This is a genomic window from Pollutimonas bauzanensis, from assembly GCF_040393045.1.
In the GTDB taxonomy this organism is placed as follows: Bacteria; Pseudomonadota; Gammaproteobacteria; order Burkholderiales; family Burkholderiaceae_B; genus Pollutimonas; species Pollutimonas bauzanensis_A.
In genome coordinates this window covers 1-23,905 of record NZ_JBEBUX010000059.1, presented here as the reverse complement: position 1 = coordinate 23,905, position 23,905 = coordinate 1, and the positions used below count along the sequence as shown (strand labels likewise).

At 56.3% G+C, this 23,905-nt stretch carries 19 protein-coding genes; 7 read left to right on the top strand and 12 right to left on the bottom strand.

Going from position 1 to position 23,905, the window contains the following annotated elements; all coding sequences use genetic code 11:
• Positions 1 to 210: 210 nt before the first annotated feature.
• Positions 211 to 633, bottom strand: coding sequence for a hypothetical protein (locus ABWO67_RS11005; RefSeq protein ID WP_353151700.1), 423 nt, complete (start codon positions 631 to 633; stop codon positions 211 to 213).
• A 20-nt stretch (positions 634 to 653) separates the two neighbouring features.
• Positions 654 to 2,435, bottom strand: a complete 1,782-nt coding sequence (gene msbA, locus ABWO67_RS11000) for a lipid A export permease/ATP-binding protein MsbA (RefSeq protein WP_502930000.1) — start codon at positions 2,433 to 2,435, stop codon at positions 654 to 656.
• Positions 2,436 to 2,559: 124 nt separating this feature from the next.
• On the opposite strand from msbA, the gene ABWO67_RS10995 reads away from it, so the two are divergent.
• The 3 genes from ABWO67_RS10995 to ABWO67_RS10985 are packed head-to-tail and all read left to right on the top strand — an operon-like array spanning position 2,560 to position 4,558.
• Entirely contained in the window at positions 2,560 to 3,516 is a 957-nt protein-coding gene (locus tag ABWO67_RS10995) for a glycosyltransferase family 9 protein (RefSeq protein ID WP_353151696.1), read from the top strand.
• Positions 3,517 to 3,534: 18 nt separating this feature from the next.
• The gene (locus tag ABWO67_RS10990; protein ID WP_353151694.1) at positions 3,535 to 4,299 is read left to right on the top strand and encodes a YdcF family protein; all 765 of its coding nucleotides are present in this window, start codon (positions 3,535 to 3,537) and stop codon (positions 4,297 to 4,299) included.
• Between the two features lie 4 nt (positions 4,300 to 4,303).
• Positions 4,304 to 4,558 carry a YkgJ family cysteine cluster protein gene (locus tag ABWO67_RS10985; RefSeq protein WP_353151692.1) on the top strand — a complete coding sequence of 85 codons (255 nt, stop codon included), beginning with the start codon at positions 4,304 to 4,306 and terminating at the stop codon, positions 4,556 to 4,558.
• Here ABWO67_RS10985 and ABWO67_RS10980 read toward each other — a convergent pair.
• Together ABWO67_RS10980 and ABWO67_RS10975 are read right to left on the bottom strand one after the other, a co-directional pair.
• Entirely contained in the window at positions 4,555 to 5,784 is a 1,230-nt protein-coding gene (locus ABWO67_RS10980; RefSeq protein ID WP_353151690.1) for an MFS transporter, read from the bottom strand. The genes ABWO67_RS10985 and ABWO67_RS10980 overlap by 4 nt on opposite strands.
• Before the next feature lie 104 nt (positions 5,785 to 5,888).
• Positions 5,889 to 6,230: an FKBP-type peptidyl-prolyl cis-trans isomerase gene (locus ABWO67_RS10975; RefSeq protein ID WP_353151687.1), complete on the bottom strand. Its 342-nt coding sequence runs from the start codon at positions 6,228 to 6,230 to the stop codon at positions 5,889 to 5,891.
• 113 nt (positions 6,231 to 6,343) lie between these two features.
• On the opposite strand from ABWO67_RS10975, the gene ABWO67_RS10970 reads away from it, so the two are divergent.
• Entirely contained in the window at positions 6,344 to 7,153 is an 810-nt protein-coding gene (locus ABWO67_RS10970; RefSeq protein WP_353151702.1) for a ParB N-terminal domain-containing protein, read from the top strand.
• A gap of 170 nt (positions 7,154 to 7,323) precedes the next feature.
• Positions 7,324 to 8,709, top strand: a complete 1,386-nt coding sequence (locus ABWO67_RS10965; RefSeq protein WP_353151685.1) for an FAD-binding oxidoreductase — start codon at positions 7,324 to 7,326, stop codon at positions 8,707 to 8,709.
• Between the two features lie 26 nt (positions 8,710 to 8,735).
• Here the strand turns inward: ABWO67_RS10965 and ABWO67_RS10960 are convergent, their stop codons facing one another.
• The 8 genes from ABWO67_RS10960 to hrpA form a co-directional block, all read right to left on the bottom strand.
• A complete protein-coding gene (locus ABWO67_RS10960) occupies positions 8,736 to 9,878 on the bottom strand; it encodes a glycosyltransferase family 4 protein (protein ID WP_353151682.1) in 1,143 nt (380 codons plus the stop codon).
• A 73-nt stretch (positions 9,879 to 9,951) separates the two neighbouring features.
• Positions 9,952 to 10,674, bottom strand: a complete 723-nt coding sequence (locus ABWO67_RS10955) for a polysaccharide deacetylase family protein (RefSeq protein WP_353151679.1) — start codon at positions 10,672 to 10,674, stop codon at positions 9,952 to 9,954.
• Positions 10,675 to 10,682: 8 nt separating this feature from the next.
• Entirely contained in the window at positions 10,683 to 11,816 is a 1,134-nt protein-coding gene (locus tag ABWO67_RS10950) for a glycosyltransferase (RefSeq protein WP_353151676.1), read from the bottom strand.
• A gap of 50 nt (positions 11,817 to 11,866) precedes the next feature.
• Entirely contained in the window at positions 11,867 to 12,622 is a 756-nt protein-coding gene (locus ABWO67_RS10945; RefSeq protein ID WP_353151673.1) for a glycosyltransferase family 2 protein, read from the bottom strand.
• On the bottom strand, positions 12,619 to 13,458 hold the full coding sequence (locus ABWO67_RS10940; RefSeq protein ID WP_353151670.1) for a polysaccharide deacetylase family protein: 840 nt from the start codon (positions 13,456 to 13,458) through the stop codon (positions 12,619 to 12,621). The genes ABWO67_RS10945 and ABWO67_RS10940 overlap by 4 nt, the downstream gene beginning before the upstream one ends.
• A complete protein-coding gene (locus ABWO67_RS10935) occupies positions 13,455 to 14,555 on the bottom strand; it encodes a glycosyltransferase family 4 protein (RefSeq protein ID WP_353151667.1) in 1,101 nt (366 codons plus the stop codon). The genes ABWO67_RS10940 and ABWO67_RS10935 overlap by 4 nt, the downstream gene beginning before the upstream one ends.
• Complete coding sequence (dnaE, locus tag ABWO67_RS10930) at positions 14,552 to 18,043, bottom strand: DNA polymerase III subunit alpha (protein ID WP_353151664.1); 3,492 nt, start codon at positions 18,041 to 18,043, stop codon at positions 14,552 to 14,554. Before dnaE ends, ABWO67_RS10935 begins: the two co-directional genes overlap by 4 nt.
• A 39-nt stretch (positions 18,044 to 18,082) precedes the next feature.
• Complete coding sequence (hrpA, locus tag ABWO67_RS10925; RefSeq protein ID WP_353151661.1) at positions 18,083 to 21,958, bottom strand: ATP-dependent RNA helicase HrpA; 3,876 nt, start codon at positions 21,956 to 21,958, stop codon at positions 18,083 to 18,085.
• A 79-nt stretch (positions 21,959 to 22,037) separates the two neighbouring features.
• Here hrpA and argA point away from each other — a divergent pair, with 79 nt between their 5' ends.
• A complete protein-coding gene (gene argA, locus ABWO67_RS10920; RefSeq protein ID WP_353151658.1) occupies positions 22,038 to 23,396 on the top strand; it encodes an amino-acid N-acetyltransferase in 1,359 nt (452 codons plus the stop codon).
• Positions 23,397 to 23,484: 88 nt separating this feature from the next.
• Positions 23,485 to 23,757, top strand: coding sequence for an oxidative damage protection protein (locus ABWO67_RS10915; protein ID WP_353151655.1), 273 nt, complete (start codon positions 23,485 to 23,487; stop codon positions 23,755 to 23,757).
• Positions 23,758 to 23,905: the final 148 nt, after the last annotated feature.

The following is a 23,905-nucleotide window of genomic DNA, read 5'->3' as shown; positions in this document are numbered from 1 at the left end:
CTGGGCGTTCTAAACGCCTACCAGGGTAAGGTACGAAGGATCGCCTTACCTTGGCCAACCACACAACCGCCCCACCGTCATATTACTTTCCTACACTTGGCAACGCCCTTATCCCGTCGTATGTGCGCTCACAGGTCAATCCAGGGATTCGAGCTTTATTGGAGTGGGCAGCCAACTGTTCAGAAGTGTCGACTTAGCCCTTCAAAGCGGCTAGTTTTCCGGACACACTTCGGGATGCGCAATCGCCTCGAAAACCTGATCAATGCGTTTTTTGGTCGCTGTATCCGCGTAATAGGTGTAGACCTTGGTCTTGGTGCGCGACTCTTCCATCATTGTTTCTTGATACTGGATTAAGTCGACCAAAATAGCTTGATCGAAATTATCAGCGCCCGCTGGCCGATCAACCAAGGTGGCATAACCTGTTTGACGCGGATCCATGGAAAACTGCGGCGCGCTACCGCAAGCCGCCTGATGCTTGAACAACGCCATTTGAATTTTTGGAAACGTCAACGGAATAGTCCGCTCGGAGCGCAAATACATGGGGTCGCGCAAATCGACTGCTCTTAATCCGGCCGATCCCGCAGCGCAGCCGCCCAATACTGTCAAAGCCGCAAGCATCGCTATTTTTTTCATTTTCTTATTTCCCTTCATGATCAACCTTCATCCCGAAACTGCATGCGATAAAGCGATGCGTAACGACCATTCATTTCCAGCAGCTCTCCGTGACGGCCTTGCTCAACAATTTGACCAGCGTCCAGGACAACAATGCGATCCGCTTTCTGGACGGTTGACAGTCTATGGGCGATCACTAGGGTAGTGCGTCCTTCCATCAACAATTCCAGCGACGCCTGCACCTGCCTTTCCGACTCGTTGTCCAACGCCGATGTGGCTTCGTCCAGAATCAAGATGGGTGCATTTTTGATCAGGGCGCGGGCAATCGCCAAGCGTTGACGTTGGCCACCTGACAACTGACTGGCATTTTCGCCGACCGGCGTATCCAGCCCTTGCGGCAAGCCTTGCACGAATTCCAGCAAATTGGCGGCATCAAGCGCTTTGCAGATTTCTTCGTGGCTGGCGTCATGCAGCGCGCCATAGCCCACGTTCTCGGCGATGGTGCCTTCAAACAGCACGACATCCTGGCTTACCAGCGACAAGTGGGAACGCAGTTCCCGTAGATCCAGCTCTTTGACATCTTGCCCATCGATGGTGACAGTACCCGAAGCAGGATAAACAAAGCGCGGCAACATATTGACCAGCGTCGTTTTACCGCTGCCCGACCGCCCTACCAACGCCACCGTCTGCCCTGGTTCTGCCGTAAACGATACATTCGAGAGCGTATCGGCAGATGTATTGGGAAAACGATGGAACACGTTGCGGAATTCCACTTGCCCCTTGATAGGCCGGGCCAGTTTCTTTGTGCCGCTATCATCTTCTGGTGTTTGATCAATAAGCGTGAATACGCTTTCCGCTGATATCAGCATGCGTTGCATGGCGCTGGCAATATTGGTCAGGCGCTTGATGGGATCGAATATTTGGCCCAGCGCCGCCATGAACGCAGCGAAGCTGCCCACGGTTAGCCCTTCGTTGTTCGCCTGATACAAGGCCACCGCAATGACCGCCGCCACCGACAACCCTACAAAAAACTGTGTCAGCGGCGACATGGCCGCATCAGCGGCAGCCGCACGCATCGCAAACCGCCGCAATCTGCCATTTACATATTCGAAACGACTATTTTCACGCTTGTATCCATCAAACAGCTTGATTACTCGCTGGCCGTCAATGCCTTCACGCACCACCCTGGTCAATTCGGCGTTCATGCTGATTGTTTCGCGATTTATGCGCCGCAAGCGTTTGATGAACACGCGGGCAATAAACGTCGAAATCGGCAACATGACCAGGACGATCAACGTAAGCTGCCATGACATGTACAGCAGCACAGCCAGTAATGCCACCACGACCAGGCTTTCGCGCACCACTACCGTAATGACTTCAGTTGCCAGCCCGGTTACCGTGCCGGCATCGATAGTAAAGCGATTCAGGAGGCGGCCCGAGTCGCCGCGTTTGAAATTTTCGTCAGATAGTCCCAGCAAGCGCTGGAACATTTCTTTGCGCAAGCCCAGCAACATATTGTTGGCCACCCATGCCAGCAAATAGGTGCTCCCGTAACTGCATATGCCGCGCAACAGCATCAAACCGACCACAGCCAGGGGAATTGACCAAATATAAGACGGCTTGGAGCCCGAAAAGCCCTCGTCCAGCAAGGGCTTCATAATGATGGCGAGCGTCGGCTGGGTCGCCGCCGCCACGCTGACCAGAAGCACGGCCACCACCACCGCTTTCCAGTAAACGCCTAAACGAGTGTATATCCGACGCCACAAATCGAACTTAACAGGGGTGGAACCGGGCGATGTGGCTTGAGAGGCAGACGTCAACAATTAACTCGCTTATATACTAATGGGTGAATCATTTTAACTTTCTTGCAAAGATGTGCATTGTGCACAGTTCGTTAAGCTCGAATACCCGCCATCATACTTCCCTCGCCGCAACCTTTACTCATTCATGCCTACTCTTTCCGCTATCTATGTACGCCTTCCCAACTGGATTGGGGATGTTTGCATGAGCCTGCCCAGTCTGCACGCCTTGCTGGGCACTGGCATCCCCGTTGTCGTATGTGCCAGGCCTTGGGCCAAAGATTTATTGTCGGCGTATAAGTTGGGTGGGTTTATCGAAATGAAGGGGCGTTGGCGTGAAGACCGGGCCACTGTCCATGCTTACAGAAAGAAGTCGCAACATGCGCACCCTCGAGGCCTGCTTCTGCCCGACTCCCTGTCCAGCGCCATGGTTTTCAAGTTTGCCGGCGTACCCAGCGCCGGCTACCGCGATGACGGACGCAGCCTGATCTTGCGCTGGCCTATCAACAAGCCGCCGTCCAATTTACACGCAGTAGAATCGTGGTACTACGTGACCAGCCAGGCGTTGAAACGCTGGAACCACCCTATTTCCCCAAGCCGTCCTTCAGCCAGACTGGGGCTGCAACTGACTGACAAGCATCATGCGCAAGCCGAACACGCCATGAAAACCGCTGGCCTGAAGGCCGGCCAATTCATACTGATAGCGCCAACGGCCACCGGCCTGCACCGCGGAAAAATCAAAGTCTGGCCCCATTTCGATGCCATGACCAGGCGCTTGCAAGAACAAGGCTATACGGTAGCCATGTGCCCTCCCCCGTCCGAAGCAGAAGCGGCCAAGGTGAACGCACCCACCGCTATCTGCCTCCCTTCTCTAAATCTGGGCGCTTTTGCTACACTCACTCGACTTGCATCCTTGGTCGTGTGCAATGATTCGGGTGTGTCTCATCTTGCTGCGGCGGCCGATGCCCGGCAGTTGTCCTTATTTGGAGTAACGCATCGTGAACGCACCGGACCATGGTCAGAAAAAGCAGTATGCCTGGGCTCGGCACATGCATGGCCCTCTCTGGATGACACAGGGCAGCAGATACTTGCCCTTTTGCAATAAGTAACTGAACGGCGGCGCATGACACTATCGAGTTTTTTAACCAACTTAGTGATTCCCTTGAATCTGTGCATCACCTTGCTGGTGGTGGCCGCAGTGCTGTTTATGCTCCGACAGCGAAAAACCGCGTTTTTCGTCGCGGCGGCGGGTCTGGGTTGGGCTCTTTTTTGGTCGCTCCCCGCCTCGTCGCTCTGGGCAGGCGGGCGCCTGGAGCAGCTTTACCCGTACAAAATGCCCATGAGCATGCCCAATGCCCAGGCCATTGTCGTTCTTGGGGGCAGTACAGCCAACAATCGCTTGAACTGGTTCGAACCCTATGACAGCGCCACAGCAACGTCGCGCATCGATACTGCCGCAATGCTTTACAAGGCACACAGGGCGCCGCTGATCATCGTGTCCGGCGCAGCCCTGGATGGCAAGGTGAGCGAAGCCCAACTAATGGCCAATTCCCTGGCCCAACAAGATATTCCACCTGATGCAGTGGTAATCGAGAACCGCAGCTATACCACCTATGAAAACGCGCTTTATACCGTCGAAGCACTTAAACAGCTGCATATCAATCAAGTGCTGATCGTGACGTCGGCCTTGCATATGCCCCGCGCAATGGCGGTCTTCAAAAAACAAGGGGTCGTAGCGGTAGCCGCCCCATCCGCGCCGCAAATCGTGGTGCCAGGCAAGCAAGGCTTTTCTTTCTGGCAACCGAATATGCGGGCGCTGGAAGCCAGCCGCTCGATCATCAAAGAGTATGTCGGGCTGCTGGTTTACTGGGTACGGGGCTGGATTTAAGGCTATGCAATGTCGCGCAGGCTGCGGCGCCTGTTGTATCGCGCCTTCAATCTCCAGCCCGATTCCGGGGATGCCTGAGGGCAAGCCTGCCGGTGTCCGATGTATTCAGCTCACCGACGACAATTTATGCGGAATTTTTGGACTGCCTACGCGCCCCGCCTGCTGCGCGGGGCTGCAGGCGTCGATCGAAATGTGTGGGACGAGCCGCGAGCAAGCAATTTCCTGGATAGATGCACTTGAGCGCGCCACTGCCCCTTAAGAGGCACTAAGTGACGGCTTTGCCGGCGCCCTGGTTATCGCCGACTCGCGAATAGGCAAGTTGACCAGCGCAGCAATGGCGGCCAGGGCCATGTCGGCATACCACATCCAGGAATAGTCGCCGAATTGGCTAATGGCCAGACCGCCCAGCCATGCGCCCAGAAAGCCGCCAATCTGGTGCGACAACAGCGTCATCCCAAACAAGGTCGAAAGATAGCGCATGCCAAACAGCTTCCCGACCAAGGCGGCAGTCGGCGGCACGGTGGCCAGCCAGGTAGCCCCCAGCCCCGCCGCAAACAGGTAAAACGTCCATTCGGTACGCGGCATCATGAGATACCACGCAATCAACAACGCTCGCGAGCCGTACATGACGGCAAGAATATACTTGCTGCGGTATTTGGCGACACATGAACCGGCAACCAGACTGCCCACGATATTGGCCAGACCGATAATAGCCAGGGACCAACTGGCGACAGCTGGCGGCAGCCCGCACAAATCGACTTCCCCGGGTAGGTGCGTGACCAGAAAGGCGATATGGAAGCCGCAGGTAAAGAACCCGATATGCAGTAATAGATAACTTCGATTTTTTAGCGAATCCTTGACGGTTCGCCCCAACCCCTTGCCCGAATCCACATGCGGATGTGGCGCTTCGTTGCTGCGGGTCAATTTACCGATTAATGGCAAGGCGGCCAATGTCATCAACGCCACCGACCACATTGCCCCCATCCAGCCGAAAGACTGAATCAGTTTTTGCAGAATTGGCGCAAAGACGAATTGACCGAACGACCCCCCTGCATTAATTACGCCGGAAGCCGTGCCGCGGGATTCTGGCGGCAACTGCTGAGATGCCGCGCCGATCAAGACAGAAAAGCTACCCGCGCCCGAGCCTATGGCTGCGAGCAGGCCCAGCGATACCGTCAGGCCGAATCCCGACCCCATGAATGGCGTAATCGCGCAACCCAGGGCCATGATGAGAACCCCGGCAATCAGCACAACGCGTGCCCCGTAGCGGTCAGCACATGCGCCGGCAATGGGCTGTATTGCGCCCCAAGCGAACTGACCAATAGCCAAGGCGAAGCTAATGGTAGCGATGCCCATGCCTGTGGACGAATTGATGGGACTGATAAAAAGCCCGAACGACTGACGCGCCCCCATCGTCACCATCAGAATCCCGGCAGCGGCCAGGGTAACAACCATCACGTCCGGGCGCCACGGCAAGCGAAACATGTAACTCTCCTCATTTCGAGGAGCCATTATCTGCATCCAACGCTATCCGTGCAAGCTATTTAATTTTGTTTATAGCTTGCGAGTGGCCGCCAACTTTCGAGTACTTACTCGTCGCGCGTTTGTACATCCAGCAGTTCGATCTCGAAGACCAGATTCGAATTAGGCGCAATGACAGGCCCCATCTGCCTGTCGCCATAAGCCAAGTGGGCAGGAACAAACAACTTGCGTTTTCCGCCAACTTTCATGCCCAACAGGCCCTGGTCCCATCCCTGGATGACACGTCCCGTTCCGATCACGCATTGGAAAGGCTCGCCGCGATCGTAAGAGGAATCGAACTTAGTGCCGTCTTCTAGAAAACCGCTGTAATGGGCGGTAATCAACGCGCCCTTGACCAGCTCTTTACCGTCGCCGGACTGGATGTCTGTTATCTGTAGTTCAGTGCTCATCAAATACTCTCATTCGTTCAATAGCTAGTGGAACAGGAAGTCTATCATTGATGAGACGCCCGACTGAGGTGCTGTGTACACTACCGGCGCTATCGTTTTATTTTCCCTGGACCATGAACATTATTATCAACGAAGACCTCCGTGCGTATATCGACCCGCTGACCGAAGACGAATACGCTGCGCTGGAACGCAGCCTGCTATCAGAAGGCTGCCGCGATGCCCTGGTGCTATGGGGCGATATTCTGGTTGATGGACACAACCGCTACGGCATCTGCCAGAAACACAGCATCCCTTTCAATACCACGCAAAACCATACTTTCAAGTCCATGGATGACGTACATCTGTGGATGATAGACAACCACCTTGGCCGACGCAGCGTATCGGATTTCCAGCGTGGGGTGCTGGCCTTGCGCAAGAAGGAAATCGTAGCCGAGCGTCTCGCGCAGGCTCAAGCACAACGCGCATCAGCAGAACTTGCAGGAGCCGGCGCTTCAGATCAAGCCAAGGCCGAACCGCCATTGACCCGTGAAGCCGTTGCACGTGCTGCGCGAGTCAGCAGCGCAACATTGGGACAGATCGAGAAAATCCAAAAGACAGCGGCGCCTGAATTGGTGGGCGCGGTAAAGTCAGGCGTGATTTCGATTAATGCGGCGGCTGCCGTTGCTTCCCTTCCCAGTGAAGAACAAGTCGCCGCCGTTGCCGGTGGCAAGAAGGAACTGCGCCAGGCGGCAAAACAAGTCCGCGAGGCTCGGTTACCGCCCAAGACAGAACCGGAACCGCCCCCCAGCGATGCAACGCCCGATCAAGTCGAAATCCATCGACTGACAGTCGTTGTAGCCCAACTTACGGAAGAGCGCGATCTACTAAAAAAGAAGGTTCAACATTTGACGATTGCATTAGCCGAAGCGCGTGATGGGAAGTAATTTCGCCTGTTTCCAGGTGATGCAAATAGCAACAGATAGCTTTCAATTTGAATCTTCGAGGTATCAATAGCAAGAGTATAGTGGCGGAAAAAACACTCGCGAGAAGTACCCCACGAGCTCCATGGCCTACCCCAGGCCCGATTGGCAACAGCGCACTTAGGGAGACAATCATGACCAATGTGCAAGCCAAAAATATCGACGAACTAAAAACGCGCTTCAAAGGAAACATTGTTCTTCCTGGCGACGCTGCATATGAAAGCACACGTAAAATCTGGAACGCCATGATAGACAAGCGGCCGGCGGTCATCGCCCGCTGCGCCTCGACATCTGACGTAGTCCTTGGCGTGAACTTCGCAAAGGATAATGACTTAATACTCGCTGTTCGGGGTGGCGGCCACAACATTGCCGGCAGCGCGTTATGCGACGACGGCATAGTGGTTGACCTTAGCCAAATGAAAAGCGTCGACGTCGAACCAGGTACGCGCCGGGCCACCGTCGACGGCGGCGCCACGCTGGCAGACTTTGACGCGGCGACCCAGGCCCACGGCCTGGCAACCCCGTTGGGCATCAATTCCACTACCGGGGTTGCCGGGCTGACGCTGGGTGGCGGTTTCGGCTGGTTAAGCCGCAAGTTTGGCATGACCGTCGACAATCTTGAGTCCGCCGAGGTGGTAACCGCGGCTGGTGAGACTGTACACGCTAGCGCTACTGAACATCCCGATCTGTTTTGGGCACTCCGGGGCGGCGGCGGCAACTTTGGCATAGTCACGCGCTTCGAATTTCAACTCCATCCAGTTGGCCCGGACGTACTAAGCGGGCTGATCGTCTACCCCCTTTCCCAGGCAAAATCCGTGCTGCAACAGTACCGCGATTTTGTCGCCCAAGCGCCGGATGAACTGTCGGTATGGACGGTGCTGCGCAAAGCGCCTCCCCTGCCTTTCCTGCCTGCTGAAGTCCATGGCCAAGAGATTGTCGCGCTCGCCCTGCTTTACGTCGGCGACCCCGCTCAGGGCGAGCAACTCATTAAACCATTGCGCACGTTCGGCACCCCGTTGGGCGAACACGTCGGTGTCCAGCCTTATGTTGCCTGGCAACAGGCATTCGACCCGCTACTGACGCCCGGAACTCGCAACTATTGGAAGTCCCACAATTTTTCGGTGCTCGCAGACGGCCTGTTTGATGTTGTGATCGAATACGTCAAAAAATTACCATCGCCTCAATGCGAGATTTTCTTCGGCGCCATCGGCAGAGCGACGGAGCGTCAAGCCCCGGATGCCATGGCATACGCCCATCGCGACGCCAAGTTTGTCATGAATGTCCATGGCCGCTGGGATGACCCCGCCGATGACAAGTCCTGCATAGCTTGGGCGCGCGACTACTTCAACGCCTCGGCTCCGTATGCCAGCGGCGGCGTCTACGTCAACTTTCTGACCAGCGATGAAGGAGATCGCATACGTTCTGCCTACGGTTCGAATTACGACCGCCTGGCTCAGATCAAACGCAAGTACGACCCAGATAATCTGTTCAGGACAAACCAGAATATCGCACCGGCCTGACAACGCCTGTGCTTATCGCGTTGTCATTAAAGACGCTCGGCAATGACGTCGCGATATAAATCCTGATATAGCCCGGCGATCCGTGGCCAACTATGGTTGGCCACGACTTCATTACCGCCCTGCACCAGCCGTGCCCGCCATGCGGCATCGCTGCCTATCTGCGAAATAAATTGCGCCAGCTGGTCGGCGTCTTCGGGATGCGTCAAGAGGACGGCATCCTGGCCGTCGCGAACGTATTGGGCAAAACCGCACCAGGGGCTGGGGCTGAGAATGACGGGCAGACCAAATGACATGGCTTCCAGCGGCGCCATGCCGAAACTATCGTTAAGCGTTGGATGCACGTAAGTGTCGGAGGCCAGGTAATACGATGAAACATCGGGCGTTTCTTCGACCAGGCGTATCCGGTCGACAAGCGGCTGAAACTGAGCCGACTTATGAATAAAGTCGCGCGTGGCCGCATTGCCCCCCACCACTAGCAACTTGAAATGAGCGGGCAACTGCGCCAGCGCATTCAATACCGTAGGCAGGCCTTTGCGCAATGGGTTCCTGGCGACCAGCAAACATATGTTATCGCTATCGGCCCAGCCCATTTGTTCACGTATCAGCGCTCGTTGAGAACCATCTGACACGACCGGGCGCGATACCCCCGGAGGAATAATGGGACAAGAAAACGCCGCGCCATAAGCCTTGCGCAACTGCTCTGCTATCAGGCCGGATACCGCCACGGTGCGATGCCCGGGCCGGGGCGCCACGCGACGGGCCTCCAACCCCAGATAGGTTTGCACACGCAGGCTGGCGTAGGACAATAGCCGCTTGACCGCCGGTAAAGGTCGCACTCTCCAGTTGTAGCGCACGGGTGTCACATGCACGACTTCGATGTCACCGCACCAGCCATTCATATGCGAATGAACAATGTCGTAGCGTCCGCGGGTAGCCCGCCGAGCGCGCCAGGCGAAAATCAGGACTCGAACCCAGCTAGGCCAGCGCGACCACGACCGCAAGGGCACGAAAGGCAGGCGCAGATCGCAAGCCTCGTCATAATCCCGCGCGAACACGGTAATGTCGTGCTCCTGGGCCAACTCCCGCATCAGCTCGACACCATACGCTTCCGCCCCCCCAAAACGGTTGCCAAAACGATCTACAACAAAAGCTATTTTTAATCGAGGCATAGGCGACTGACAATAGGAAAATGAGGTTCTTGCAAGGCGGCACAGGTGCGATAGCCGTCCCGGGCGAGTGATGCTAACGCTGGCGCCGCTTGTCTTCCAGGCGCGTCATGCACTTTTGCAAAAAACGAAATATATTGGTCGTGCGCGCTACTGTAACCCGAGGCAGGCCGTAGATATCATCGGACGCATTCGCAAGACCGCCTTGAGTAGTAGTGGCATTGCGATAGCCGGCATTGCGCACCATGCCGCGCAGTTCGGGGGTTTCGCCACCATAGGGGTAACAGAATGCTGTCACTTCAGCACCCAATACCTGCTCGAGTTCGTTTTTAGCCTGCCTGATTTGATAGTCGGCCAATTCAGGCGAGAGCTTAGGCAGGAAAGGATGATCCAGAGTATGTGACCCCACCTCCATACCGCCAGCGGCCCACCCTCGCAGTTCATCGGCTGACATGAGGTCGGAATGCGGAATACCCTTTTCTTTATCCCAGATGTTGCCGCCATTGAGCTGACGAGCTACAAAATAGTTGGTCGCGGTGAAGTCCTGGTCACGCAGCACCGGCAACGCATTCTGGTAGACGTTGCGGTAGCCGTCGTCAAAGGTGATACCCACGACCTTGCCGTGCCGTTCACCTTTGATGTAGGGCATTAGCTCGCGCATGGACAGTCCCCGGTAGCCAAAGCGGCGCAACCATACCATTTGCCGCCTGAAATCCGCAGGGTGCACGGTCAAACTGCGATAAGGCGTCCCTTTGGGTGCTGGGTTGCCTATCTGGTGGTACATAAGAATCGGTATCATGGGGTCGATTATATCGCCGCAACTTGCCGCACCCGCGTATGCGCCTGCTTATATACGTTTTTCGTATCAGCAATAAAGCTGGATGTGGAAAACACTTGTTCTACCCGCGCACGGGCAGATTGCCCCATAGTAGGCAAGCATGAAGCACCAGAGAGAATCTGTTGCAACAAGCACCGCAATGCGTCGACATCGCCTGCAGGCACTATCCAGCCATCTTGGCCGTGACGCACATTTTCCGGCAAGCCGCCTGCATCCGACACCAGAGCAGGCAAACCCATAGCCATGGTTTCACAGCTTGCATAAGACGCGGCTTCGCGAAATGACAGCACGAAACCGATATCGCAGGCGCCAAGCACCGTGCGGACGTCTTTGACCAAACCCGGAAACATTACCTGTTCAGACATGTGCAATGCATTGACTTTATCCAGCATGCTTTGTGACGGAGGGTCGCCCGCAACCACCACCCTGAAACGACGGCGCAAGGCAGGATCCAGACGCGAGATTGCCTCAACGAGAACCAGCCACCCTTTGTTGTAGTCGGTTCCACCTATGCTGCCCAGCACCAGCACATCGTCTGCCAATTGCCCGAAAAGCTGGCGCCTGCAATCTTGCTTATGAGCGGCGCTTGCTGGCACCAGATAGTCGATATCTATGCCGTTTCTGACCACCTGTATAGGGCGGCCGCGGTAGCCGGACTGCGACAATATATTAGCGACATAATCACAAACAGCAATGGAAACATCGGTGCCGAATTTTGCACGCAAGTTGTGCCCCAGACTGGAAACGGGATTGGTGTTGTGCTTGGTCCACACGATGGCTGGGCGATGCCGCAAACCCAGGCATGCCAGCATGATGTGCCGATGATCGGCACCCCCGTTAACGTGGACCACGTCGAAGCGTTCCTGCTTCAAAAACTTGCGCAAGGCCCTGACTTCAGCAAACAAGGTAAGTGGCCGCGACGTATACAAACCCGGCAGTACGCGTACCCCTTGCATACGAGACGCAAGTTCGTAAAGCCTTCCGGTAGGAGGCGCTGCGACGGTCAAGTCAATATCGTCCTTGAGCCCTTTCAATAAGCTAAGCACATACGTAACATGACCACCACCATTTCCATGATGGATATCCGTAATTAGAATTTTCATTGCGAGCCGACGGGGAAACTGGAGTGCCCCCGCACCGTCAGCCCCCTATCCTATTTATTAATCTTGTCTTTTTGTAGCAAAAGCAACTTATTGTAGCGGAAGAAACTTCCCGCAGCACCCATTGCTGCAAGAATAAACCCTTCCTTTCCATCCAGGAAGCCCCGGCGGATCAGGTAGATGCGTATGAAAGTCCAGACAGCGTGGCCCGTGGCGCCCAGGACACTGGTCGTTTTTCCCCTGGCGTGCATCATGGCCGCCGCTTCGGACGAATAATGATTGATCTTGGCGATAAAGGTTTCAAGATCCGCGTAGGGGTAATGCAGGAAGTGACTATCAAGTGTGACTATGGCAGATGATGTCTGCACACTTTCGTGCACAGCCACGTCTTTGAACCTGGCGGTTCCCCGCTTGAACAGGCGCAAAACATGATCAGGCCACCAACCGCTATGCCGTATCCATCTTCCTCCGAAATTGGATAGCCGCGCTATTTTGTAGGCTTGCGCACGCGGGTTCACCAGTTCTTGCTGAATTGTCTGGGCCAATTCTGGCGTGACCCGTTCATCCGCATCGATGGACAACACCCAATCACAGGTCGCAAGGTCGAGCGCACGGTTTTTTTGCCGCCCGAATCCAGGCCAGTCTTGCGTCAACGTGACCTTGGCGCCCAGGCCGGCGGCAAGCTCGCGGGTGCCATCGGTACTGCCCGAATCCACCACGATGATTTCATCCGCAAAACGAACAGACGCTATACAGTCAGCGATATGAGCTGCTTCGTTCTTGGTGATGATAATGACTGATAGCGTCATTTACGCGTCCTGAGACTACGCTTCCAAAGTTTCCATTTATTGAAGAGCGGTCCGATCAGCGGATGCGCCGCCACCTGAATGCGTCGGCCAACCGAATTCCCTGAAGTGTTGCGCACCGCGAACCGATAAATGTGCGCCGGGTCGGTACCCGCCCGATTCTGTCCAAATGCCTTGGTCGTATAGAGGTAACGAAAACCTGCCTCTTGAGCCAGCCTTGTGTAATCAGCGTCGAAATAACCTTGGGGCCAGCAGAAGTGTTCCGAGACGCTGCCTAGATGTTCTTGCAGGCTGGCGCGGGACAAGGCCAGTTCTTGCGCCATGCGCTCGTTTTTCTCGATTGGCGTGTTTTGGTCCCAGCGGGTATGCGTATGGGTATGACTATGGAACTCGAACACACCGTCTTCTTGCATGGCCTTGATTTCACTCCATCGAAGAATGACTTCATCGCTGCGGCCCTGGCTGATGCGATCTTCGCATTCTCGATGCGAAGGGGTTTCAGGCAGCTCGCCCTGCCCAAGATAATGTCGTAGCGGGCCATCATTGATCCAGGATGTCACCAGGAAAATGATTGCCGTATATCCGTACTTCTTTAGCAATGGGTAGGCGTATACCCAGTTATCCAAATAACCGTCATCGAAAGTAATCAGCACCGATTTTGCCGGTACAGGCTGGCCTTTCAGGTGGCCAGCAAATTCATCACTGGTCAGTGATCGGTAACCCCTGCGTTTGAGCCACAGCAATTGCTGCTCGAAGTTGAGCGGCCCGACGTTGATCATGCCCTCGACAGGTGAGACATGGTGATACATCAGTACCGGCACGGTTTGGGCATATTTCATGATTTTCGCTCCGCAAGCCAGCGCGTATAACAAGCTTCGGCCCGCTGGGCCATGGCATTGGCGCTGAACTTGTCATCGTCACGGCAAAACCTGAAGCCGGCCTGCCCCATCTGGCGGCGCAACTCAGGATCGTCTATTAAACGTTTCAACGCAGCGGTAAGGGCCGGCCCGTCATCCAACGGCACAAGCAACCCGCTGACGCCAGCCTGCATCATTTCAGGGACTCCATCAACGTTCGTGCCCACGACGGGCAAACCGGCCGCCCCGGCTTCGACGAAAACGGTACCGGACGCCTCTTTTCTCGTCGCCAGGGCAAAGATATCGAAGCCCGCCAACAAGTTGGGGACATCGCGTCGCGCACCCAACATGTGCACCCGCTTGCCCAGGCCTTTTTCGGCTACATAAGCCTGCACTTCTTCAAAAACGGGCGAACCGCCTCCCACAAGCACAAGATGAACATTGGGACGATCTTTGATCAGAGGTTCCATGGCATCGATGAGTTCGCGATGCCCCTTCAGCTTGCGCATCACTGCTACACAGCCGACCACCACATCATTCTGCGCCAGGCTCAGCTCCTGACGCAAAGTAGAAAATTCCGGCACAGGTGGCGTGTCCACGGCGGGATAAACGGTGGCTACATGCCCGGGCGATACGCCACGCTCGATAAGATGATTGCGCACGAAATCGCTGGCCGTAGTCACGCGATGCGGAATAACGGTATAGGACAGCAAAGAACCGACCTTGTTGGCCAAGTGGCGCGTGCGAACGATTAAAGGCGTGCCCGCAAGACGGGCGGCACACCCTGCAACAATCGTGTCGCGCCGGCTATGCGTATTGAGCACATCAAAGCGGCCTTGCCGCAACACCCGACGAATACTGACCTGGCTTTTCAGGAAATTGACCGGCCCGTCCATATACGTGGTGTGCACGGTAAAGCCTTCATCACGCAAGCGTTGCGCAAGGACCGCATGCGGTTGGCAGACAGCCTCCAGATGATGGCCTCGTTCACGCATAGCCAGCATCATTCTGAATATGTACTGCTCTTGTCCCCCGAAGCTGGTGGCCGCCTCGGAGTGCAATATTCGCAAAGGCGTCATGAGTAGTTGATCTCCACGCCATCGGGTTCGACCCACGCGCTTAATTGTTCCAGCATGGCATCGGCCATGCGCACGCGCCACTCTTCCCCAAGACGCACTGTGCACAGGAAGTCGCTGCGCTTGAGGCGTAACTCGACCGGAATCCCTGGCACGCCGTTTTCAGGCTCCGCACGGAAAGGGTTCAACAGCTGGCGCAGGCGGGCGGGATCGGCATTGCCATTTAGCGTGATCCGCAAGCTGCGCGCCCGGGCTTCACGGGCCAATTGCAAGTCGAATACGGACTCCGCCGATACGCGAAAGCCCCCGGAGTAGTCATCATTGCTGACTTTGCCCTGAATAATGACCAGGCGGTCTTCCTTCAGCCTGTTGCGATGCTGTTCGTATAGCTCGTTAAAAATCGCAACTTCAACTTGAGCTGAGCCGTCGTCCAGGACGGCGTACAGCATCCTGCCGCGCCGAGTCATTTTGGGACGCACTGAAGAAAGCACGCCGGCAAACCACTGCAAGCTGCGCGATGCTTCCAGGCGAGCCAGCGGCTGCGGTGCAAAACGGCGGACTTCGTCGCGCCAGGCATCGAACAAATGACCACTAAAGAAGAAACCCAGCGCTGCCTTTTCTTCGGTAAAGTGGGTTTGCAGATCCCATGGCGCTACTTTGGAGAGCTCGCCCTCGACGATCTCGTTGGCATCATCCGCAAACAAGGACACCTGGTTAGCGCTGCGCTCGGCCTGTTCTGCAGCCTCGATGGCGCTGCTGACCGTCGCCAGCAAGGCGGCACGGTTGTCTTCGATAAGGTCGAAGGCACCCGCGCGAATTAAGGCCTCGATAGTGCGGCGGTTGACGGAATGCCGGTCAATACGGCGGCAGAAGTCGAACAGGCTGACGAAAGGCCCGCCCTCTTCACGCGCCTGGATAATGGCTTCCACTGCACTCTGGCCAGTGCCTTTGACGGCGCCAAGACCATAACGCATGGTGCGCGGCGGCTTGCCCTTGGCCGTATGCTCGTCATTGACTGGCTCGAAACGATAGGCCGACGCATTGACGTCCGGCGGCAACACTTCTACGCCGTTGGCCAAGGCGTCCTTCCAGAAAATCTGGACTTTGTCGGTATCGTCCATATCGGACGACAGCGTGGCGGCCAGGAACTCTGCGGGATGGTAGGCTTTGAGCCATGCGGTCTGGTACGCAATCAGGGCATAGGCAGCCGAGTGACTTTTGTTAAAGCCATAGCCTGCAAATTTTTCCATCAGGTCAAACAGCTTGACCGCCAGATCCGCGTCGTAACCTTTCTCAACCGCGCCCTTTTCAAAAATGGCGCGGTGCTCAGCCATTTCTTCCGCTTTTTTCTTACCCATGGCGCGGCGGAGCAAGTCGGCGCCGCCTAATGAGTATCCGCCTACGATCTGCGAAATGAGCATCACCTGCTCTTGGTACACAATCACGCCATACGTGCTTTTAAGTACCGGTTCGAGATCTGTGTGAAAGTAGTCAACCTCGGCGCGACCGTGCTTGCGGTTAACAAAGTCCACCACCATGCCGGACTCAAGCGGGCCAGGGCGGTACAGCGCCAACATGGCGATAATGTCTTCAAAGGTGTTGGGCCGCAGGTTCTTGAGCAGCTCTTTCATACCCCGCGACTCAAGCTGGAACACCGCTGTGGTATTGCCGTCGCTAAGCAGCTTGTAGGCCCGCGGATCATCCAGCTTGAGCGCCATGATGTCGAAATCGCGCTTGGTTTCGTTGAACTGGCGCACAAAACGCACCGCCCAGTCCAGAATGGTCAGGTTGCGCAGGCCCAGAAAGTCGAACTTGACCAGGCCGGCGGCCTCGACATCGTCTTTGTCGAACTGTGAAACGGCGTTGCTGTCGATGCCAGGCTGGCAATACAGCGGGCAGAAATCAGTGAGCTTGCCCGGAGCGATCAGCACCCCGCCCGCGTGCATGCCGATATTGCGCGTCAAGCCTTCAAGCGGCCTGGCCAGATCGATGAGCGCGCGGACCTCTTCATCTTCTTCGTAGCGCTCTTTGAAAGCCGGCTCGTCGGCCAAGGTACGCGCAAGCGTCCAAGGATCGGCCGGGCTGAACGGAATCATTTTGGACAAGCCATCGCACAACATGTAGGGCATTTCCAGCACCCGGCCAACGTCGCGCACGACTGCCTTTGCCCCCAACGTACCGAAAGTAGCGATCTGGCTTACCGCTTCTTTGCCATACTTTTGTTTAACGTAGTCGATGACGCGTTCGCGATTGTCCTGGCAAAAGTCAATATCGAAGTCGGGCATGGAAACCCGTTCCGGATTCAGGAAGCGTTCGAACAGCAAGTCATAGCAAATGGGGTCCAGGTCGGTAATGCCCAGCGAGTACGCCACAAGAGAGCCTGCGCCGGAGCCCCGCCCTGGCCCGACCGGCACACCGTTGTTCTTGCCCCAGTTGATAAAGTCTGCAACGATCAGGAAGTAACCTGGGAAACCCATGCCAGTAATGGTTTTGCATTCCCATTGCAAGCGTTCCAGGTACTGCGGGTATCTTTCCTGGCGCTCGGCTTCATTCGGAAACAACTGCGCCATGCGCACCGCCAACCCTTCTTCAGCCAACTGGATCATGTAGTTGTCCAGTGTGATGCCTTCCGGCGTGGGGAAGTCAGGTAAACGCGGCTTGCCCAGCACCAAAGTCAGGTTGCAGCGCTTAGCAATCTCGACCGAGTTGAGCAGCGCCGAAGGCACATCGGCAAAGCGCTGTGCCATTTCCTGCGAACTGAGCATGTACTGGTCTTCGGTGAAGCGCCGTACCCGCTTGGCATTGGCCAACTGTTCACCCTCGGCGATACACACGCGCGCTTCGTGCGCCCGAAAATCGCCGGAATGCACAAACTGTACAGGATGCGTCGCCACGACTGGCAAGGCCAAGTCGCCTGCCAACCGCATGGCGTGCTGTACATAGGTTTCGTCACCTTCGTTGCCGCTACGCTGCAACTCGATGTAATAGTTGCCTGGAAACGCCTGGGCCCAGCCGGCAGCCAGCGCGGCGGCTTCTTCCGGCTTCCCGGCTTCCAGCATTTGGCCTACATCGCCCATGCGACCGCCGGAAAGCACGACCAGGCCGGTTTGACCCAGCAGCCAGTCGCGGCGCACTTCAGCACGCCCTCGATACTGATTCTCAAGCCACGCGCGGGTCAGGATCTCGCACAAGGCCAAATAGCCCTGCTGATTGCTGACCAGCAACAGCAAGCGATAAGGCTTGTCTCGATCTTCTTCGTTTTCCAGCCAGATATCGCAGCCCGCTATCGGCTTGATGCCGGTTTTTCGGGCGGCTTTATAAAACTTGATCAGGCCGAACAAATTGGACAGGTCGGTGATCGCCATGGCCGGCTGCCCAAATTCGGCTGCTTTCGCTACCAGATCCGGGATGCGGCCTATACCATCCACCACTGAAAACTCAGAGTGGATGCGCAGGTGTACAAATAGTGGGGATGAATTCGCTTCGGTCATTATTGAATTGTACCTATGGTGCGTCCGGGGCGGAGCAGATCAGCGCTGCATGGCCGACCAAGCTTTTTGCAAGCGCTTGACCGAAACTGGCATGGGCGTGCGCAGCTCCTGGGCAAATAACGCTACACGCAATTCTTCAAGCAACCAGCGAAACTCGTCCAGCTGGGCATCCGGTGCGCCTTTCAGGGCGGAGGCCGCACGCTGATACTGCACCAGCAGCGGGGCCATCTCGTCCATCAGGCGATTGTCACGAGCGGGATCGGCCCGCAGCTTATCGATTCGAACCTGCGCAGCCTTCAGATAGCGCGGATAGTGCGTAAGCTGGCGATAAGGTGTCTTTTGCAAAAACCATTTCGTCATCAACCCGCCTTGCTGCTTTTGCATGTCGGCATAGGCTGCGGCATGCGGTTTGGCCTGGGGCAGCTTCTTTTGCAACGCAGCCCATTCCGTCAGTATCTGACCTGCCAGTCTGGCCATTTCCTGCGCCAACAGACCAAGACGGGATTTACCTTCATTACGCCGCTGTTCAAAACTGTCTTTATCGTGCGGCCAGGGCTCAGCCAGGCAGGCCTGATCCAAGGCGCAATCGATGATCTGATCGCGCAACTCTTCCTGAGTGCCCAGACTCATGTAAAGCATGCTCATACGGGTCAGGTCGCCAAGGTTCTTTTCCAGAAACTTGACCTGTTCACGCAGGGCCAGCCGGAAAAGCCGCAACAAGCCCGCGTGGTGCTGTACCCGTGCCTCGGCCGGATCATCATAGACGTCAAGATCGCAATAGGTCTTGCGGTCGATCAGAGCGGGATAGCCGACAAAAGACTGGCCCTTGCGCTTAATTTCCATGATCTCCGGTAAAGCGCCGAAGGTCCAGTCGGTGAGCTTTTCGTGAGCCAGCGCTTGTGCCACCTGATCGTCCCGCGCCGCAAACTTCTGGAACGATGCCTGGGCTTGTTTGCCATGCTCGGCTTTCAACTGATCCAGGTTGCGTCCGCCCGACAACATCCGGCCGTGCTCATCCACCACTTTGAAGTTCATGAACAAATGGGCAGGCAGCGTTTCCACCTTGAAATCGCTGCGCAAGGGCCGCACTTTTAGCTGTTCCCACATATCGGCCCCTATGGCCTCCAGCAAACCGCCCTCGGGGTCGGCTGCGCGGTCAAACCAGCGGTCGGCAAAGCCCGCCGCATAATCCGGCAAGGGAACACAATGGCGCCGGATTTTTTGCGGTAAAGACTTGAGCAGCAGATGCACCTTTTCCTTCAGCATGCCTGGCACCAGCCATTCGCAACGCAAGGGATCTATCTGGTTCAGAGCAAACAACGGAACGGTCAGGGTTACGCCATCGCGCACCGAACCCGGCTCGAAATGGTAATCGACAGCCATCTGAACGCCCTGCCACTCCACCTTCTTCGGGAATACGTCCGTCGTGATCCCAGCGGCATCGTGGCGCATCAAGGCGTCGCGCGTCAGCATCAGGGCTTGAGCTTGCTCCTTACTAAGGCGCTTGCACCATTTTTCCAAGGTGACCGTCTGATAAACGTCCTTAGGGATCTGCTTATCGTAAAAAGCATAGATCAGGGTGTCGTCGACCAGAATGTCGGGCCGCCGGGTCTGATGTTCAAGCTTCTCGATAGAGACGATTAATTGCCGATTATGTTTCAGGAAAGGCAGGGCTGTATCGATTTCCCCGGTCACCAGTGCCTGGCGGATAAACAATTCCCGCGCCTGCGCAGGATCGACTTTGCCGAAATGAATCCGCCGCCCTGTATAGACAGGCAAACCATAAAGGGTGGCACGCTCGTTGGCCACGACCTGCCCGGCTTTTTTCTCCCAACGCGGGTCGGACCAGTTGCGCCGTATCAGATGCGCACCGACCTTTTCCAGCCAAACCGGATCGATTCGGGCCACACAACGTGCATAAAGACGTGTGGTCTCGACTAATTCCGCGGCTACGATCCAGCGCCCAGCCTTCTTTACCAGGCGTGAACCAGGGTGAATATTGAAGCGAATATCGCGCGCGCCTTGATAGGTTGCGCTGTCTTCGCTTTTCAAGCCAATATTACCCAGCAGGCCGGAAAGCAGCGCCAGATGCGTCTGCTCGTAAGTGGCATCCAGCGTATTCATGCGCCAGCCCTGCTCCCCCACGATCGATGCCAATTGGCTATGGACATCGCGCCATTCCCGCAATCGCAAGGGCGACAAGAAGTTCTGGCGCAGCAAAGTCACCAGTTTGCGCTGTGAAGCCTTGTGCTCGACTTGTTCGCCATACCAGCGCCATAACTTCAGATAGGAAACGAATTCAGACTTATCGTCGCCGAATTTCGCATGGGCGGCTTCTGACGCTTCGCGCTCCTGCATCGGCCGGTCACGCGGATCCTGTACAGACAAGGCCGAGGCAATGATCAGGATTTCAGCGAGGCACTCCTGATCTTTTGCCGCCAATATCATGCGCGCCAGACGCGGATCCACCGGCAAGCGCGCCAAAGACTGGCCGGTATCCGTCAAACGGTTGTCTTCGTCCAGCGCGCCCAATTCTTGCAGCAAATGATAGCCATCAGCAATGGCTCGGCCCGAAGGCGCATCAACAAAAGGAAACGTCTCGATATCGTCGAGCTTGAGGGCCTTCATGCGCAAAATCACCGATGCAAGCGACGAACGCAAGACCTCGGGATCGGTAAAGGCCGCACGGGCTTTAAAGTCGTCTTCGCCGTATAAACGTATGCAAACGCCCGGCCCAATACGCCCGCAACGCCCGGCCCGCTGGTTCGCGGACGCCTGGCTGATGGGTTCTATCCGGAGTTGCTCGACTTTGTTACGCCAGGAATACCGCTTGACCCGCGCCAAGCCGCTATCAACCACATAACGTATACCAGGCACGGTCAGAGAAGTTTCGGCCACGTTGGTGGCCAATACGATGCGCCGCGCGTTGCCGCGCGGCCGGAATATCTGTTCCTGTTCGGACTGCGACAACCTGGCATACAAAGGCAGCACCTCGGTACTGGCCGGATGGTTTTTTCGTAAAGCTTCGACCGTTTCCCGGATTTCGCGCTCACCAGGCAAGAACACCAGAACGTCGCCAGCGCCGTGACGGGCGCACTCGGCCACCCCTTCCACGACAGCATCGATCAGGTCTCGCTCTTCATCAGCGCTTGCCCGCCTGCTCTCGGTTTCTGCGCCCGCGGTAGGATCCTTGTCCAGCATAACGGGGCGATAAACGATATCGACGGGATACAGGCGGCCAGATACTTCGATAACCGGCGCAGGACGGCCTTGCTGCGCAAAATGCTGGGAAAAGCGATCCGCGTCTATGGTCGCAGACGTAATAATGAGTTTTAAATCGCGACGGCGAGGCAAGAGCTGTTTCAAAAAGCCCAGCAGAAAATCAATGTTCAGGCTGCGCTCGTGCGCCTCGTCGATAATAATGGTGTCGTAACGGCGCAGCAGTGGGTCTCGCTGCGACTCCGCCAGCAAAATACCGTCGGTCATCAGCTTGATCGCGGCATTCGGCCCGGTGCGATCATTAAAGCGGATCTGGTACCCTACCCAATCGCCCTGTTCGGTATTAAGCTCTTCGGCAATCCGCTTGGCCACTGAGGTAGCCGCCAGCCTTCGCGGCTGGGTATGGCCTATCATTTTTTCCTGGCCGCGCCCAAGCTCCAGGCATATCTTGGGCAACTGCGTTGTTTTTCCCGACCCGGTCTCGCCGCAGATGATGACCACCTGGTGCGCCTTGATCGCCGCCGCAATATCGTCGCGACGCGCGCTGACAGGCAAGTCTTCCGGATACGTTATCTTCGGCAAAGGGCGCTGCACCCTTACCTTGGGACCGGCCCGGCGTCCGGCTTGCACCGCCCTTTCGGGCTGTGCATTGTTGTCTTTGTGCATGTTTTCCGACAAATTAACAGGCTCTTGCATGAAACTTCTTTTGAGTGGGCAGTCCGTCATTATAATTTTGCTGTAGACCTAATCTTTTTGCTGAGCACTATACGACCCTATGAGCACTAGCGACATCGACACAACCTTTTCCGCGCAGGACGCCCCCGAATTCGCCCCGGCCCAGTTTGTGCGATGGTTTCGAGAAGTCGCGCCTTACGTGCATGACTTCCGGGGCAAGACATTTGTCATCGCATTCGGCGGCGAACTCGTCAGCGACGGCGCACTCAACACCCTGATACAAGACCTTTCACTACTGTCCGCGCTTGGGGTCAAACTCGTCCTGGTCCACGGCTCGCGCCCACAGGTCAATGAGCAATTGAAACTAAAAGGCTACCAGACGCAATTTGGGCGCGGCACCGAGCCGACCAGCCCCGAAGCCCTGGAATGCGCCAAAGAAGCCGCGGGCGAAATCCGCCTGGATATCGAGGCTTCTTTCAGCCAAGGCCTGCCCAATACACCCATGTCGCATGCGCAAATTCGCGTCATATCCGGCAATTTCGTTACTGCGCGCCCAGTCGGCATCATTGACGGCGTCGACTACCGGCATACCGGCGCCGTACGCAAACTGGACATAGATGCGATCCAGATGGTCATACACCAGGGCGCTATAGTACTGCTTTCGCCGTTAGGTTTTTCGCCGACCGGCGATGCCTTCAACCTGGCCATGGAAGACCTTGCCACCAGCGCCGCCGTCGCCCTGCGCGCCGAAAAGCTCATTTTCCTGACCCAAGACAGAACCGTACACGATGCGGACGGGTCAGTCGACACCGAGCTCGCTCGCGAAGACGCCGACAGGCTGCTGGCAAACGGCTCGCTGGATGACGACACAGCCTCCTTCCTGGGACATGCCTCGCGCGCAGTAAAACGCGGCGTTGCCCGGGCGCATCTGGTGCCCTACACCCTGGATGGCAGTGTGCTGCTGGAAATCTTTACCCACGACGGGGTGGGCACCATGGTCGTAGAAGACACCCTGGACGACCTGCGGCCGGCGGTAGTAGATGATGTGGGCGCTATTGTTCAACTGATCGAACCGCTGGAGGCCGATGGCACCCTGGTTCCCCGCGGGCGCTCTGTCATTGAGCGTGACGTGGAAAAATTTACCGTACTGGAACACGACAGCGTCATCTATGGCTGCGTGGCGCTTATTCCTTACCTTGAAGAAAACATGGCCGAGATGGCCTGCCTTATCGTCCAGCCTGAATGGCAGGGGTCGGGCGAAGGTGAAATGCTGCTGCGCCATGCCGAATCCAAAGCCCGGGCAATGGGCGCAAAGCGCTTATTTGTGCTGACTACGCGCACCTCGCACTGGTTCATGAAGCGCGGTTTTGTACCGGGCGGTATCTCCGATCTACCCAAAGAGCGCCAGGCGCATTACAACCGTTCGCGCAACAGCCTGGTATTTATCAAGAAACTGTAATTGGCGGTGCATGCGGGCACGAGGCTATCAAGGCCGACCCTAGGTACAATGGGAAGGTTAGATAACTCGTTTTAAAGGTAATACTGTCATGGCACGTATGGTTCAATGTGTAAAGCTTAAACGCGAGGCCGAAGGCCTGGATTATCCGCCCTATCCCGGTGACCTGGGGGTTCGCATTTGGCAAAGCGTATCGAAGGAAGCATGGGCGCAATGGATGGATACGCAAACCCGTCTGGTCAATGAAAATCGCTTGAATCTGGCCGATGTCCGGGCTCGTAAGTATTTGGCGCAGCAGATGGAGAGTTTTCTGTTTGAAGACCGGGATGTTGAAGCGCAAGGGTACGTGCCGCCTGCAGTGTAGGTCGCGTTTCGGGTCTGCCTATCTAATTTCTTATTAGTCCGCGTGTCAGGTCTGCACATCTATTTATTCTTGATCCGCGTGCTAGGTTCTATGGGGTGGTGTTTTGCTCCTCGTGGCCGGTTCGGCGCCCTGCGGCGCCGAACATCGC

Coding starts and splice junctions, on each gene's coding strand:
- ABWO67_RS10970 (WP_353151702.1), top strand. CDS start 6,344: ATGAACATTATTATCAACGAAGACCTCCGTGCGTATATCGACCCGCTG.
- argA (WP_353151658.1), top strand. CDS start 22,038: ATGAGCACTAGCGACATCGACACAACCTTTTCCGCGCAGGACGCCCCC.
- ABWO67_RS10965 (WP_353151685.1), top strand. CDS start 7,324: ATGACCAATGTGCAAGCCAAAAATATCGACGAACTAAAAACGCGCTTC.
- ABWO67_RS11005 (WP_353151700.1), bottom strand. CDS start 633: ATGAAAAAAATAGCGATGCTTGCGGCTTTGACAGTATTGGGCGGCTGC.
- ABWO67_RS10940 (WP_353151670.1), bottom strand. CDS start 13,458: ATGAAATATGCCCAAACCGTGCCGGTACTGATGTATCACCATGTCTCA.
- ABWO67_RS10935 (WP_353151667.1), bottom strand. CDS start 14,555: ATGACGCCTTTGCGAATATTGCACTCCGAGGCGGCCACCAGCTTCGGG.
- ABWO67_RS10955 (WP_353151679.1), bottom strand. CDS start 10,674: ATGATACCGATTCTTATGTACCACCAGATAGGCAACCCAGCACCCAAA.
- ABWO67_RS10995 (WP_353151696.1), top strand. CDS start 2,560: ATGCCTACTCTTTCCGCTATCTATGTACGCCTTCCCAACTGGATTGGG.
- ABWO67_RS10915 (WP_353151655.1), top strand. CDS start 23,485: ATGGCACGTATGGTTCAATGTGTAAAGCTTAAACGCGAGGCCGAAGGC.
- ABWO67_RS10975 (WP_353151687.1), bottom strand. CDS start 6,230: ATGAGCACTGAACTACAGATAACAGACATCCAGTCCGGCGACGGTAAA.
- hrpA (WP_353151661.1), bottom strand. CDS start 21,958: ATGCAAGAGCCTGTTAATTTGTCGGAAAACATGCACAAAGACAACAAT.
- ABWO67_RS10985 (WP_353151692.1), top strand. CDS start 4,304: ATGCAATGTCGCGCAGGCTGCGGCGCCTGTTGTATCGCGCCTTCAATC.
- ABWO67_RS10945 (WP_353151673.1), bottom strand. CDS start 12,622: ATGACGCTATCAGTCATTATCATCACCAAGAACGAAGCAGCTCATATC.
- ABWO67_RS10950 (WP_353151676.1), bottom strand. CDS start 11,816: ATGAAAATTCTAATTACGGATATCCATCATGGAAATGGTGGTGGTCAT.
- ABWO67_RS10990 (WP_353151694.1), top strand. CDS start 3,535: ATGACACTATCGAGTTTTTTAACCAACTTAGTGATTCCCTTGAATCTG.
- ABWO67_RS10960 (WP_353151682.1), bottom strand. CDS start 9,878: ATGCCTCGATTAAAAATAGCTTTTGTTGTAGATCGTTTTGGCAACCGT.
- dnaE (WP_353151664.1), bottom strand. CDS start 18,043: ATGACCGAAGCGAATTCATCCCCACTATTTGTACACCTGCGCATCCAC.
- ABWO67_RS10980 (WP_353151690.1), bottom strand. CDS start 5,784: ATGTTTCGCTTGCCGTGGCGCCCGGACGTGATGGTTGTTACCCTGGCC.